Source organism: Streptomyces sp. NPDC041205, assembly GCF_055591765.1.
In genome coordinates, this window is sequence record NZ_JBVIZH010000001.1 from 82,265 (window position 1) to 95,944 (window position 13,680).

11 protein-coding genes and 1 pseudogene are annotated in these 13,680 nt (G+C 73.9%); 10 read left to right on the forward strand and 2 right to left on the reverse strand.

Annotation, left to right across the window (positions count from 1 at the left end; all coding sequences use genetic code 11):
* The first annotated feature begins 126 nt into the window (after positions 1 to 126).
* The 6 genes from cobM to cobC are packed head-to-tail and all read left to right on the forward strand — an operon-like array spanning position 127 to position 6,825.
* Positions 127 to 948 (forward strand): precorrin-4 C(11)-methyltransferase, encoded by an 822-nt coding sequence (gene cobM / locus ACZ6BG_RS00400; protein ID WP_468994646.1) that lies wholly within the window; start codon positions 127 to 129, stop codon positions 946 to 948.
* On the forward strand, positions 945 to 2,300 hold the full coding sequence (cbiE, locus tag ACZ6BG_RS00405; RefSeq protein ID WP_468994649.1) for a precorrin-6y C5,15-methyltransferase (decarboxylating) subunit CbiE: 1,356 nt from the start codon (positions 945 to 947) through the stop codon (positions 2,298 to 2,300). The genes cobM and cbiE overlap by 4 nt, the downstream gene beginning before the upstream one ends.
* Positions 2,297 to 4,180, forward strand: coding sequence for a precorrin-3B C(17)-methyltransferase (gene cobJ / locus ACZ6BG_RS00410; protein WP_468994651.1), 1,884 nt, complete (start codon positions 2,297 to 2,299; stop codon positions 4,178 to 4,180). The genes cbiE and cobJ overlap by 4 nt, the downstream gene beginning before the upstream one ends.
* Positions 4,181 to 4,185: 5 nt before the next feature.
* Complete coding sequence (locus ACZ6BG_RS00415; RefSeq protein WP_468994655.1) at positions 4,186 to 4,800, forward strand: precorrin-8X methylmutase; 615 nt, start codon at positions 4,186 to 4,188, stop codon at positions 4,798 to 4,800.
* Positions 4,797 to 5,744: a sirohydrochlorin chelatase gene (locus ACZ6BG_RS00420; protein ID WP_468994659.1), complete on the forward strand. Its 948-nt coding sequence runs from the start codon at positions 4,797 to 4,799 to the stop codon at positions 5,742 to 5,744. Before ACZ6BG_RS00415 ends, ACZ6BG_RS00420 begins: the two co-directional genes overlap by 4 nt.
* Positions 5,728 to 6,825, forward strand: coding sequence for an Rv2231c family pyridoxal phosphate-dependent protein CobC (cobC, locus tag ACZ6BG_RS00425; RefSeq protein WP_468994663.1), 1,098 nt, complete (start codon positions 5,728 to 5,730; stop codon positions 6,823 to 6,825). Before ACZ6BG_RS00420 ends, cobC begins: the two co-directional genes overlap by 17 nt.
* 291 nt (positions 6,826 to 7,116) lie before the next feature.
* Here the strand turns inward: cobC and ACZ6BG_RS00430 are convergent, their stop codons facing one another.
* A complete protein-coding gene (locus ACZ6BG_RS00430) occupies positions 7,117 to 8,055 on the reverse strand; it encodes an SCO1860 family LAETG-anchored protein (RefSeq protein ID WP_468994668.1) in 939 nt (312 codons plus the stop codon).
* A gap of 348 nt (positions 8,056 to 8,403) precedes the next feature.
* Here ACZ6BG_RS00430 and ACZ6BG_RS00435 point away from each other — a divergent pair.
* Positions 8,404 to 8,766: pseudogene (locus tag ACZ6BG_RS00435) on the forward strand (sulfatase-like hydrolase/transferase); the annotation flags it as partial.
* Between the two features lie 147 nt (positions 8,767 to 8,913).
* On the opposite strand, the gene ACZ6BG_RS00440 reads toward ACZ6BG_RS00435, so the two are convergent.
* Complete coding sequence (locus tag ACZ6BG_RS00440; protein ID WP_468994671.1) at positions 8,914 to 10,008, reverse strand: amidohydrolase family protein; 1,095 nt, start codon at positions 10,006 to 10,008, stop codon at positions 8,914 to 8,916.
* A 144-nt stretch (positions 10,009 to 10,152) separates the two neighbouring features.
* Here ACZ6BG_RS00440 and ACZ6BG_RS00445 point away from each other — a divergent pair, with 144 nt between their 5' ends.
* The 3 genes from ACZ6BG_RS00445 to ectB all read left to right on the forward strand — a co-directional run bounded on the left by ACZ6BG_RS00445 (position 10,153) and on the right by ectB (position 13,632).
* Entirely contained in the window at positions 10,153 to 11,253 is a 1,101-nt protein-coding gene (locus ACZ6BG_RS00445) for a pyridoxal-phosphate-dependent aminotransferase family protein (protein ID WP_468994674.1), read from the forward strand.
* Between the two features lie 441 nt (positions 11,254 to 11,694).
* A complete protein-coding gene (gene ectA, locus ACZ6BG_RS00450) occupies positions 11,695 to 12,252 on the forward strand; it encodes a diaminobutyrate acetyltransferase (protein ID WP_468994677.1) in 558 nt (185 codons plus the stop codon).
* Positions 12,253 to 12,360: 108 nt separating this feature from the next.
* The gene (gene ectB / locus ACZ6BG_RS00455) at positions 12,361 to 13,632 is read left to right on the forward strand and encodes a diaminobutyrate--2-oxoglutarate transaminase (protein WP_468460571.1); all 1,272 of its coding nucleotides are present in this window, start codon (positions 12,361 to 12,363) and stop codon (positions 13,630 to 13,632) included.
* Positions 13,633 to 13,680 lie beyond the last annotated feature (48 nt).

Here is a 13,680-nt window from a genome sequence, read left to right on the forward strand (position 1 = left end):
GCCCCCGCATCGCGCGGCGGCCCCATGGCCCCACGGGCCACTCCCCCGGCCCCGTCCCCGGGCCGCACATCCCTTCTTCAGTCCCCGCTCTGTCCCCGTTCTGTTCTGTACGAGAGGAACTCCCTCATGGCCGACGCCGCCCCCACCGGCAAGGTGACCTTCGTCGGGGCCGGTCCCGGCGCCGCCGACCTGCTGACCTTCCGGGCCGCCCGGGCCATCGCGGACGCCGACGTGGTGATCTGGGCCGCCAGCCTCGTGCAGGCCGACGTCCTGGAGCACGCCCGCGACGGCGCCGAGATCCTGGACTCGGCGGTGATGTCCCTGGAGGACGTCGTGGCCGTGTACGAGCGGGCCGCACGGGACGGCCTGAAGGTCGCGCGGATCCACTCCGGGGACCCGGCGCTGTGGGGCGGCACGCAGGAGCAGTTCGACCGGTGCGTCGCGCTCGGCGTCGAGACGGAGATCGTGCCGGGCGTGTCGTCGTTCTCGGCGGTCGCCGCCATCGCCGGGCGTGAGCTGACCATTCCCGAGGTCGCCCAGTCCGTGATCCTCACCCGGCTCGGCGGCGGCAAGACGCCGATGCCGCCCGGCGAGGAGGTGCGGGAGTTCGCGCGGCACGGCACGACGATGGCGCTGTTCCTGTCGGCGGCGCGCAGCGGCCAGCTCGTGCGGGAGCTCCTCGAGGGCGGCTACCCGACGACCACGCCCGTCGTCGTCGCGTACCAGGCCACCTGGCCGGAGGAGCTGGTGCTCACCTGCACCATCGAGACGCTGGAGGAGACGGTGAAGGAACACCGGCTGTGGAAGCACACCCTGTTCCTCGTCGGCCCCGCGCTCGGCGCCCACGGCACCCGCTCCCACCTCTACCACCCCGGCCACTTCCACGGCTTCCGCAAGGCCGACCCCGAGGCCCGCGCCGCCCTCCGCGCGGAGAGGTCCGAACGGTGATCACGGTCTTCGGTACGGGGACAGGGGCGCCCCTCGACGCGACGGCACGGGCCGCCGTGCGGAACGCCGCCCTCGTGGTGGGCGGGCACCGCCATCTTGCGGCGGCCGAGGTTCCGGTGGACGTGCGCCGGGTCGTGCTCGGTCCGCTGGCCCCGGCGTTGGAGGCGATCGAGCAGGCCCTGACCGCCGAGGGCGAGGCAGAAGAAGCCCGTCCGGCGATTGAGGACGAGGCCGCAGGCCGATCGGCGGCGCCCACGCACGCGGCACGCGTGGTCGTGCTCGCCTCCGGGGACCCGGGCTTCTTCGGCATAGTGCGCGCGCTGGCGGATCGTTTCGGGCCGGACGCCCTGGACGTCCGGCCCAGTGTCTCCTCCGTGGCAACGGCGTTCGCGCGGGTCGGCCTCCCCTGGGACGACGCAGTCGTGGTGAGCGCCCACGGCCGCGCCCTGCGCACGGCGGTGAACGCATGCCGCGCCCACCCGAAGGTGGCCGTCCTCACGGGCCCCGGCAGCGGCCCCGCCGAACTCGGCGCCGAGCTGGCCCGCCGCACGGAGGGCCGCACGCTCGTCGTGGCCACCGCCCTGGGCGACCCCGCCGGAGAACGCGTGGAGCGCGTCACGCCCGCCGAGGCCGCCGCCCGCGACTGGGGCACCGCGGTCGGCGTCGTGCTCTGCCTCGACGAGGACCGGGCGGTCACCGCCGCCGCCCGTACCGTCGCGGGGCCGCGGACCGGGCCCGGCCGCTGGGCGCTCGACGAGGACGAGTTCGCGCACCGGGACTCGATGATCACCAAGTTCGAGGTGCGGGCCCTCGCGCTCGCCCGGCTCGGGCCGCGCGTGGGCGACCTGGTGTGGGACATCGGCGCGGGCTCCGGCTCCGTCGCCGTGGAGTGCGCGCGGCTCGGCGCCGCCGTGACCGCCGTGGAGAAGACCGCCGACGGCATCGAGCGTGTCCGCGCCAACGCCGCCGCGCACGGCGTCGACGTCCTCGCCGTGCACGGGGCGGCGCCCACCGTCCTGTCCGACCTCGCCGACCCCGACGCCGTGTTCGTCGGCGGTGGCGGGCGCGAGCTGCCCGCCATCGTCACCGCGTGCGCGCGGCGGGCGCGGCGGGCCGTGGTGGTGTCCCTCGCCGCGGTCGACCGGGTGCCCGCGGTGCGGGCGGCGCTGCTCGGGGCGGGGTTCGACTGCGACGGGGTGCTGTTGCAGTCGTCGCGGCTCGCGCCGCTGCCGGGTGAGGTCACGCGGCTCGCCGCGACCAATCCGGTGTTTCTGCTGTGGGGTACGCGGTCGGCTGTGCCGGGCGCGGGGCCCTCTGGTTCAACTTCCTTTACCGAAGGGGTAGTTCAGTGATCGGCCTGATCTCCGGCACGAAGTCTGGCGGGGGCGCCTGTCAGCGGTTGGCCTCGGCTTGGCCCGCTCGTACGCGGGTGTACGAGGGGCCCGTACGGGAGGCGTTCGAGCGGGCCTTTCGTGAGTGCGAGCAGGTGGTGTGCTTTCTCGCCACCGGGGCCGTGGTGCGGTTGGCCGCGCCGCTGCTCTCGGGGAAGGGGGTCGACCCGGGGGTCGTGTGTGTCGATGAGGGCGGGCGGTTCGCCGTCGCCCTGCTGGGCGGGCATGCCGGGGGCGCGAATGCGCTGGCTCGGGAGGTCGGGGAGGTGCTCGGGGCCGAGCCGGTGATCACTACCGCCACGGATGCGGTGGCCGTGCCGGGGTTGGACATGCTCGGGTTCCCCGTGGAGGGGGATGTCGCCGGGGTGACCCGGGCCATGCTGGACGGGGAGGCCGTCGCCCTGGAGGCGGAGTTGGCGTGGCCCCTTCCCGCCCTTCCGTCGAACGTCATGGCACCCTCCGGCGGGGCTGTGCCCACCCTTCCCCAAGCTCTCGGCTCCGCTCGACCAGGGGAGACCCCTATCGCCCTGCGGGACGATTGCCCACGGCGGGAGACGGACGGTGGCCGCCACCCGGGGCTGGGCGACCAGCCACAGCAGGGGACGGCAGGCAGCGGGAGCCCCGCCGGGCGGGACGAAGGGGCGCGGCGGGAGCAGCCGGTGGTGCGCGTGTCCGACCGGACGCTTGAGCCCGCGCTGCGCGAAGTCGTGTTGCGGCCGCCCTCGCTTGTCGTGGGGGTCGGGGCCAGTAAGGGGGCGCCCGTCGACGAGGTGCTCGGGCTGGTCCGGGAGTCGCTGCGTGCGGCCGGGCTCTCGGCTCTCTGTGTACGGGAGCTGGCCACCGTCGACGCCAAGCGGGACGAGGCGGGGATCGTCGAGGCGGCCTCGCGGCTCGGGGTGCCGTTGGTGACGTATACCGCCGAGGAACTCGCCGAGGTCGACGTGCCGAACCCCTCGGGGGCGCCGCTCGCCGCCGTCGGGACGCCGTCCGTCGCCGAGGCCGCGGCGCTGCGCGACGGGGGTGAACTCGTCGTGCCGAAGCGGAAGTCGGAGCGGGCGGACGGCAGGCCCGCCATGGCCACGTGTGCCGTGGTGCGGCGGCCCGCGCGGGGGCGGCTCGCCGTCGTGGGGCTCGGGCCCGGCGCCCGGGACCTGCTCACGCCCCGCGCCCGCGACGAACTGCGGCGCGCCGCCGTGCTCGTGGGCCTCGACCAGTACGTCGACCAGATCCGCGATCTGCTGCGGCCGGGGACCCGGGTCGTCGAGTCGGGGCTCGGCGCCGAGGAGGAGCGGGCCCGTACCGCCGTCGCCGAGGCCCGCGAGGGCCGGGCGGTGGCGCTGATCGGGTCGGGGGACGCGGGCGTGTACGCGATGGCGTCGCCCGCCCTCGCCGAGGCCGGGGACGACATCGACGTCGTCGGCGTACCGGGAGTGACCGCCGCGCTCGCCGCCGGGGCGCTGCTCGGCGCGCCGCTCGGCCACGACCACGTGTCGATCAGCCTGTCCGACCTGCACACGCCGTGGGAGGTCATCGAGCGCCGGGTGCGCGCGGCGGCCGAGGCGGACCTGGTCGTGACGTTCTACAACCCGCGCAGCCGCGGCCGGGACTGGCAGTTGCCCAAGTCCCTGGCGCTGCTCGCCGAGCACCGGGCGCCGACGACGCCTGTCGGGGTCGTACGCAACGCCTCGCGCCCCGACGAGAGCGTGCGCCTGACCACGCTGGCCGCGCTCGACCCGGACAGCGTCGACATGATGACCGTCGTGACCGTCGGCAACACCGCGACCCGCGCCATCGCGGGCCGCATGGTGACGCCGCGCGGCTACCGCTGGCAGGGGGTGTGACAGCGATGAGCACAGGGGAACGCATCGTGCACCCCATCGAGCAGGAGTCGTTCCGGCGGCTGCGGTCCCGGCTCGACACCTCGCACTTCGCGCCGCTGACGCGCGCCGTCGTGGAGCGCGTCATCCACTCCGCGGCGGACCTGGAGTACGCGCGGGACCTCGTCACGGACGAGGAGTCGCTGGTACGCGGCCACGCCGCCCTGCACGCGGGCGCGCCCGTCGTCGTGGACGTGGAGATGGTCGCGGCCGGGATCACGCGGCGCGAGACGGTGTGCCGGTTGAAGGACGCCAAGTCGGCGACCGGCCTTACGCGTTCGGCGCACGCGGTGCGGCTCGCGTACGAACAGGTCGGTCCCGGCGCGCTCTGGGTGATCGGCTGCGCGCCCACCGCCCTGGAGGAACTGCTGCTGCTCGACGCCAGGCCCGCCCTCGTGATCGGCCTCCCGGTCGGCTTCGTCGGCGCCGTCGAGTCCAAGGAGGCGTTGCGTGCCAGCGGGCTTCCCGCCGTCAGCAACGTGTCCGAGAAGGGGGGTTCGGCGGTCGCGTCGGCCGCTCTGAACGCCCTGCTGTACCACCCCCCGGCGCCGGGCGCCGGGATCCGACCCGAGGAGAACAAGTGACCACCCCGCCCGCACTGCTCATCGCCGGACACGGCACCCGCGACGACGCCGGGGCGGCCGCGTTCCGCGACTTCGTCGCGGAACTGGCGCGCCGCAACCCCGAACTGCCCGTCGCGGGCGGCTTCATCGAGCTGTCGCCGCCGCCGCTCGGCGAAGCCGTGACCGAACTCGTCGAGCGGGGCGTGAAACGGTTCGCGGCGGTGCCGCTGATGCTGGTGTCCGCCGGGCACGCCAAGGGCGACATCCCGGCGGCGCTGACCCGCGAGAAGGAGCGCCACCCCGGCATCTCGTACTCCTACGGCCGTCCGCTGGGCCCGCACCCCTCGATCCTGAAGGTCCTGGAGCGGCGGCTCGACGAGGCGCTCGGCGACACCGTGCGCACGCCCGAGGACCGGGCCGACGTCACCGTGCTCCTGGTGGGGCGCGGCTCGACGGATCCCGACGCCAACTCGGAGGTGTTCAAGGCGGCGCGGCTGCTGTGGGAGGGGCGCGGGTACGCGGGCGTGGAGACCGCGTTCGTGTCGCTCGCCGCGCCCGACGTGCCGTCGGGGCTCGACCGGTGCGTGGCGCTCGGCGCGCGGCGGATCGTGGTCCTGCCGTACTTCCTGTTCACCGGCATCCTGCCGGACCGGGTGCGGCAGCAGACCGACGGCTGGGCGTCCGCGCACCCCGACGTGGAGGTGCGGTCCGCCGATGTGATCGGCCCCGAGGAGGAGCTGGTCGAGCTGGTCATGGAGCGGTACCGGGAGGCCGTGGGCGGGGATCTGCGGATGAACTGCGACACCTGTGTGTACCGGGTGGCGCTGCCGGGCTTCGAGGACAAGGTGGGCCTGCCGCAGCAGCCGCACTTCCACCCCGACGACGACGGCCACCATCACCACGGCCATGGTCACGGCCACGGCCACGGCCACGGCCACCACGGAAACCATGCGCACTCCCACTGAGGCCGGGGTCGCCGACGGCCCGGCGGCGGCCGTCGCCGGGCCCGACGTCGACCTGCGGCACCACGGGGACGTGGAGGTGCGGGGCGAGGGCGATCTGGTCGACCTCGCCGTCAACGTCCGTGCCGGGACGCCGCCGCCGTGGCTGAAGAGTCGCGTGGCCGCGTCCCTCGACGGCCTGGCCGCCTACCCCGACGGGCGGGCGGCGCGGGCCGCGGTGGCGGCGCGGCACGGGGTTCCGCCGGAGCGGGTGCTCCTGACGGCGGGAGCCGCCGAGGCGTTCGTGCTCCTTGCGCGGGCGTTGCGGGTGCGGCGGCCCGTCGTGGTGCATCCGCAGTTCACCGAGCCGGAGGCCGCGCTGCGGGACGCCGGGCACGCGGTGGGGCGGGTGCTGCTGCGGGCCGAGGACGGGTTCCGGCTCGATCCGGGTCTGGTGCCCGATGACGCCGACCTCGTCGTGGTCGGCAATCCCACGAACCCCACGTCGGTGCTGCATCGCGCCGCGGACGTCGTCCGGCTCGCCCGGCCCGGGCGGGTCCTCGTGGTGGACGAGGCGTTCATGGACGCCGTGCCGGGCGAGCGGGAGGCCCTCGCCGGGCGGGTGGATGTGCCCGGTCTCGTCGTGCTGCGGAGCCTCACGAAGACGTGGGGGCTCGCGGGCCTCCGCGTCGGCTACGTCCTCGCCGACCCGGCGGTCGTCGCCGAGTTGTCCCGCGCGCAGCCGCTGTGGCCGGTGTCGTCGCCCGCGCTTGCCGCGGCGGAGGCGTGTGTGTCGCCGCGCGCGCTCGCGGAGGCCGGGCATGTGGCCCATCGGGTGGCCGCCGAGCGGCGGCATCTCGTGGGCGGGCTCGGCGAGTTGCCGGGTGTGTCGGTGGCCGGTCCCGCGGAGGGGCCGTTCGTCTTGGTGCGGGTTGCCGACGGGCTCGTGGTGCGGGAACGGTTGCGGGAGCGGGGGTTCGCCGTGCGGCGTGGCGATACGTTTCCCGGGCTCGGGGCGGAGTGGCTGCGGGTCGCGGTGCGGGACCGGGGGACGACGGATGCGTTTTTGGGGGCTTTGCGGGGGGTGGTGTGTGTTGGGGCCTGAAGGGGTGGGGCCCTGCGGGGCATTCCCCGGTCCCGCCCCTTCCCGAACCCGGGGGCTGCGCCCCCGGACCCCCGCTGTCGGCGCTCCGCGCCTCGTCCTCAAGCGCCGGACGGGCTGAAATCTTGCCGCACCGGCGGCATATCCAGCCCCTCGTGGGGGTCCCCCCTGCTCCTTGAGAGCTTGGGGGAGTTTGAGGAGCGGGGTCTGGGGCGGAGCCCCCCACGCGGCGGAGCCGCACATTGTCACAGCCGGGAAGGGGCGGGATTGGGGAGCCCCGGCAGGGCCCCGACCTCAGCGGCGGCGCCGTGCCAGGACGAGGGCGCCGCCCCCGGCGAGGACCAGGGCCACCGCTCCCCCGGCCACGTACGGGGTGGAGGAACTGCCGCCGGTCTCCGCGAGGTTGTCGTCGGGGGCCTCCTTCTTGGCGGCTACCGGCTGGGCGGGCTTGCCCTGGGGGGCGGGGCCCGCCTTCTGGGGCTCGGGCAGGGGCTTGGGGCCGGGGCCGGGGGTCGTGCAGGTGGCGCCGGCCAGGGTGACGGTGCCGTCGACGGCCGCGACGCCGAGCTTCAGGGGGTCCACGGACACCTTGAGGCGCAGGGCGACCGCGGCGGCCGTACGGGACGTGGTGCGCGTCGACGACAGGTCGAGCCGGACGTCGCCGACGCCGGGGACGGACACCTGGGTGGTGCCCGCGGCCTTCACCGCGACGCGCTTGCCGAGCACGGTCACGCCGCCGAGGAGCTTGGAGTCGGCGACGGGCCGCTTGCCGGACACGCACAGGGCCTTGGACGTCACCTGGTCGACCTCGACGAGAGGCAGCAGCGGCAGACCGGGCAGGTGCACCTTCGCGCGGGCGATGTTGCTGTAGCCCTCGGCCGTGCCGCCCTTCACGGTGGCCCGCGCGGTCGCGACGTCGGCGCGCAGCACGCTGAAGGGGCGTCCCCCGTCCACGCCGTCCAACTTCGCGGTGAGCGCGGTCTTCTGGGCGCTCGCGGGTGCGGACACCTCGTTGAGGACGGCGTTCAGCGGGAGGTTCACGGTCTTGTTGAGCAGGGAGACGTTGAGGCCGGTGCGCAGGACGACGGCGTCGGCGCGGCCGCCGCGGTGGTCGTCGGTGGCGTGCGCGGTGCCCGCGGTGGAGAGCGCCGCGGAGCCCGCGGCGACGACGGTGGCGGCGGTGAGCGCGCCGATGCGGCGCCCGGGCAGTCTGCGGAAGGCGTTGCTGGTCAAGGTGGTGGAACCCTCACATGAGTCACGGAAGTACCAACCGCGCACGCCACACGGGGACATCGCGTGCGCGCGGCACCAGGGAGGCCGGGATGCGCCTGGCGGCGCCCTCCCGACTCCCGGAATCTTTACGCACTGAGAGTGAACAGTCAGCAACGCGACGTGAGTTCACCCCAAGGAGAAGTTTCCGCCGATGTATTCGAATCTGCCGGCACGGGCGTTCCCTCTGGCCTCTCTCACCCCGCACGTGCCGGTGACAAGCGTGATCGTCACGTTGACAGCCGGTGGCGCGGCAAATTCAAGTACAACGAGCCGGACCCCGTCGCGTCACCCTCCGTCAACAGGAGCCGCATGCCTCGCAACGTCGCCCTGATCACCGCCGACCAGTGGCGCGGCGACTTCCTGTCCGCCGCCGGGCACCCCCTGGTCCGCACGCCGTACCTGGACCAACTGGCGGGGCGCGGCGCCCGGTTCGAGAAGGCGTGCTCCGCCGCGCCGTCGTGCATCCCGGCCCGCGCCGCCCTGCACACCGGCCTCGCGCGGACCTCGCGCCGCCGCACCGGCTACCGGGACGGCGTGCCGTGGGAGTACCCGGTCACGCTGGCCTCCGAGTTCGGACGGCACGGGTATCAGACGCGGGCCATCGGGAAGCCGCACGCCTTCCCCGAGCGGAATCGCATCGGGTTCGACGAAGTGACCCTCCACGACGGGTACTTGCACGCCGCCCGGGACCGGCGCGTCGACCCGCGCTTCCACGACGACCACCTCTCCTGGCTCGAACGGCAGCCCGGCGAGGGGGCCGGGGGCGCGGCCACCGGGTTCGGGAAGGGGCGGGACTGGGGAGCCCCGCAGGGGCCGGGCTCAGCCCACCACCCTCCCGTTCACCACCACCGCCGAAGGCGCGGCCAGCACCCTGACGTCGGCGCGTGGGTCCTCCGCGTACACGACGAGGTCCGCGGGAGCCCCCTCGACGAGCCCGGGGCGCCCCAGCCAGGAACGCGCGCGCCAGACCGCGGCGGAGAGCGCGTCGACGGCCGGGATGCCGGCCTTGGTGAGTTCGGCGACCTCCCCGGCGATGAGGCCGTGGGCGAGGGCGCCGCCGGCGTCGGTGCCGGCGTAGACGGGGACACCGGCGTCGTAGGCGGCGCGGACGGTGTCGTAGCGACGGGCGTGGAGCCGCCGCATATGGGCGGACCAGCGGGGGAACTTCGCCTCGCCCCCGGCGGCAAGCTGCGGGAAGGTGGCGATGTTGACGAGGGTGGGCACGATGGCGACGCCGCGGGAGGCGAAGAGGGGGATGGTGTCCTCGGTGAGGCCCGTGGCGTGCTCGACGCAGTCGATGCCGGCCTCGACGAGGTCACGGAGGGAGTCCTCGGCGAAGCAGTGGGCGGTGACGCGGGCCCCCAGCCGGTGGGCCTCGGCGATGGCGGCCTCGACGGCACCGCGCGGCCAGCAGGCGGTGAGGTCCCCGGCGTCGCGGTCGATCCAGTCGCCGACGAGCTTGACCCAGCCGTCGCCGCGCCGCGCCTCGCGGGCGACGTAGGCGACGAGGTCGTCGGGCTCGATCTCGTGGGCGTAGTTGCGGATGTAGCGGCGGGTGCGGGCGATGTGCCGCCCGGCGCGGATGATCTTCGGCAGGTCCTCGCGGTCGTCGATCCAGCGGGTGTCGGAGGGCGAGCCCGCGTCGCGCAGCAACAGGGCGCCCGCGTCGCGGTCGGTGAGGGCCTGTTTCTCGGCGACGTCCGGCGCGACGGGCCCGTGCGCGTCGAGGCCGACGTGGCAGTGCGCGTCGACGAGGCCGGGCAGCGCCCAGCCCCGAACGGTCGTCACGTCCCCGGCGGCGGAGGCGGGCCGCCGGTAGGTCACCCGCCCGCCGACCACCCACAGCTCGTCGCGTACGTCCTCGGGCCCTACGAGCACCCGCCCCTTCACGTGCAGCACCGCGCGTTCGCTCATGTGCGTCAGCTTAGACAGCAGCGTGGGAGGCGACAGGGCTGACCGGGGCGGTGGGTACGCTCGACGGCGAGAGGCCAGGGGCCGAGCCCCGGGGCCGCCTCACCGACCCGCCGTACAGACCCCGTTACCGAAGCGAGCAGCAGCGTGACCCACCCCTTCCTTGACCTGGCGCCGCTGGGCGCCGCGCACTTCGCCGCCATCGAGGACCGGGTGGCCCGGCTCCTGGACACCGAGCAGGACGTCGTGATCATGCAGGGCGAGGCGCTGCTGCCCCTGGAGGGCTGCATCCGGGGCGCCGCCCGGCCGGGCACGAAGGCCCTGAACGTGATCACCGGCCCGTACGGGCAGACCTTCGGGAACTGGCTGCGGGACTGCGGCGCGAGCGTCGTCGACCTCGCGGTGCCGTTCCACACCGCCGTGACGGCCGCGCAGGTCGAGGCGGCCTTCGCGGAGCACCCGGACATCGACTTCGTGTCCCTGGTGCACGCGGAGGCGGCGACCGGCAACACCAACCCGGTGGCGGAGATCGGGGAGGTCGTACGGGCGCACGGCGCGCTGTTCATGCTGGACGCGGTGGCCTCGGTGGCCGCCGAGCCGTTGCTGCCGGACGCGTGGGGCGTGGACCTGTGCGTGATCGGCGCGCAGAAGGCGATGGGCGGCCCCGCGGGCGTGTCGGCGGTGTCGGTGAGCGAGCGCGCCTGGCAGCGCATGGCCGCGAACCCCGAGGCTCCGCGCCGCTCCTACCTCTCCCTCCTGGACTGGAAGGAGCGCTGGATCGACGGCGGCCGCAAGGCGCTCCTGCACGCCCCGGCGCAGTTGGAGATGCTGGCCCTGGAGGCGTGTGTGGAGCGCATCGAGGCGGAGGGCCTTGGGGCGCTGATGCGGCGGCACGCGACGGCGGCGACGGCGACGCGCGCGGGCGCCCTCGCGCTCGGCGGCGGCCTGGAGCCGTACGTGTACGAGGCCGCGGACGCCGCGCCGGTCGCGACGACGCTGCGGGCCCCGCACGGCGTGGACGCCTCCGACCTGGTCGCGCGGGCGCTGGCCGCCGACCCGGTGCTTCCGCTGGTGGCGGGCGGCGGGGCGCTGGCCAAGGAGATGATCCGCGTCAACCACTACGGCCCGGACGCGACGCGCGGCGTGGTGCACGCCTCGCTGGCGGCGCTCGGCGCGGCGATGGGCGAGGTCGGGCTCGCCGTGGACCTGGAGGCCGCCCGGCGTGCCGTCACCGACACCTGGGCGTAAGCCTGGGTGAGCGCCGATCGGCGCTCCGCGCCCCGTCCTCAATCGCCGGACGGGCTCTTCCCTCCGGGACGGCCCGTCCGGCACCGCCGAGAAACGCGATTCACGCGCCGCGATAAAGCACTCCAGGGCAATTATCCCGTGCGCTTTCATGAATTCTTTATGAGTGCAGCTTCCCGTATTCTTCTGCCCGCTTTCCGAGGGCCTAAACACTAAGATTTCGCCAGCGCCAAACGCCGTAATTCGGGCACGTCTCGCGGGGATTACGCTGCTGTGACGCACTCCACAGGCGGTCCGTTTTGCCGGAAGTAAATCCGGCAATAACACCACAAAACCCCAGCCGCTCATGCGGGCGCCCGCGCCTGCGTGATAACATATGAATGCGCCGCGCGTAACCCCTTCCCCCGATGCAATCCCAGAAATTGCTCGGTAAATTCAATCCGCATGACCGCTGCACAAGCCGATCTACCGACCGACCTGCAAGCGAAATTCCTTGAAATGCCCGAGGGCCTGCGGCTCGACAGCCCGGACGTCGCCGACGGCGCCGCGATCTGGCGGATCGCCCGCGACTCGAAGGTCCTCGACCTGAACTCCTCGTACAGCTACCTGCTGTGGTGCCGCGACTTCGCGGCGACATCCGTCGTGGCCAGGGACGCGGACGGCGAGCCCGTCGGGTTCATCACCGGCTACGTCCGCCCCGACAAGCCGCGCACCCTGGTGGTCTGGCAGGTGGCCGTCGACCACGCGCAGCGTGGCCGCGGCCTCGCCGGTGCGCTGCTCGACGGGCTCGCCGCGAAGGTCGCCGCCCATCCCGGGTTCGACGCCCTGGAGACGACCATCTCGCCGGGCAACACCGCCTCCGAGCGCCTGTTCACCTCGTTCGCCGAGCGCCACGGCGCGCGCGTCGAGCGGACCGTGCTGTTCGACGCGGCCCTGTTTCCCGGCGACGACGGCGGGCACGAGCCCGAGGTCCTGTACGACATCGCCCCACTGTTCCGCTGACCGGCCGGCAGCCGCGCCGCCGGAGGCCTGACGCACCGTCACATGCCCCCGGCACGATCCCAGTCCACTCAGAACCCCTCGATCAATCCATCTCCCAGGAGATCCGCTGTGACCATCACCCAGCCCGACCTGAGCGTCTTCGAGACCCTGGAGTCGGAGGTGCGCAGCTACTGCCGCGGTTGGCCCACTGTCTTCGACCGCGCGCAGGGCAGCCGCATGTTCGACGAGGACGGTCATGAGTACCTCGACTTCTTCGCGGGGGCCGGCTCGCTCAACTACGGCCACAACAACCCGGTCCTCAAACGCGCCCTCATCGACTATCTGGAGCGCGACGGCGTCACGCACGGCCTCGACATGTCGACGACGGCCAAGCGCGCGTTCCTTGAGTCGTTCCAGAACCTGATCCTGCGCCCGCGCGACCTGCCGTACAAGGTCATGTTCCCGGGCCCGACGGGCACCAACGCGGTGGAGTCCGCGCTGAAGCTGGCCCGCAAGGTCAAGGGCCGCGAGTCGATCGTGTCCTTCACCAACGCCTTCCACGGCATGTCGCTGGGCTCGCTCGCGGTGACCGGCAACGCCTTCAAGCGGGCGGGGGCGGGCATCCCGCTGGTGCACGGCACGCCGATGCCGTTCGACAACTACCTGGACGGGCGCACCCCCGACTTCATCTGGTTCGAGCGCCTCCTGGAGGACTCCGGCTCCGGCCTGAACCAGCCCGCCGCCGTGATCGTGGAGACGGTCCAGGGCGAGGGCGGCATCAATGTCGCGCGCGCCGAGTGGCTGCGGCAGCTCGCCGACGTCTGCAAGCGCTGGGACATGCTCCTGATCGTCGACGACATCCAGATGGGCTGCGGCCGCACCGGGGCGTTCTTCTCCTTCGAGGAGGCGGGCATCGTGCCGGACATCGTGACGGTGTCCAAGTCCATCAGCGGCTACGGCCTGCCCATGTCGCTCTGCCTGTTCAAGCCGGAGCTGGACGTGTGGGAGCCGGGCGAGCACAACGGCACCTTCCGCGGCAACAACCCGGCGTTCGTGACGGCCGCCGCCGCTCTGGAGACCTACTGGGCCGACGGCTCGGCGATGGAGAAGCAGACCCAGGCCCGCGGCGAGCAGATCGAGCAGGCGCTGGTCGCGATCGCCGACGAGAACGGCGACGCCATCGCGGAGTACCGCGGCCGCGGCCTGGTCTGGGGCATCGAGTTCCGCGACAAGCCGCGCGCGGGCGCCATCGCCAAGCGCGCCTTCGAACTCGGCCTGCTGATCGAGACCTCCGGCCCCGAGAGCGAGGTCGTCAAGCTGCTCCCGGCCCTGACCATCACGGCCGAGGAACTGGACGAGGGCCTGCGCACACTCGCCCGCGCGGTCCGCGAGACCGCCTGAGCGGACGCCCGCGCGGCACCCCGTCCTCGTACACCACCCGCACCGCAC

What these genes read in the sequence shown, in the direction of transcription:
- cobC (WP_468994663.1), top strand. Translation starts at nt 5,728, where the DNA reads ATGCGCACTCCCACTGAGGCCGGGGTCGCCGACGGCCCGGCGGCGGCC.
- ACZ6BG_RS00440 (WP_468994671.1), bottom strand. Translation starts at nt 10,008, where the DNA reads ATGAGCGAACGCGCGGTGCTGCACGTGAAGGGGCGGGTGCTCGTAGGG.
- ACZ6BG_RS00415 (WP_468994655.1), top strand. Translation starts at nt 4,186, where the DNA reads ATGAGCACAGGGGAACGCATCGTGCACCCCATCGAGCAGGAGTCGTTC.
- ectA (WP_468994677.1), top strand. Translation starts at nt 11,695, where the DNA reads ATGACCGCTGCACAAGCCGATCTACCGACCGACCTGCAAGCGAAATTC.
- cobM (WP_468994646.1), top strand. Translation starts at nt 127, where the DNA reads ATGGCCGACGCCGCCCCCACCGGCAAGGTGACCTTCGTCGGGGCCGGT.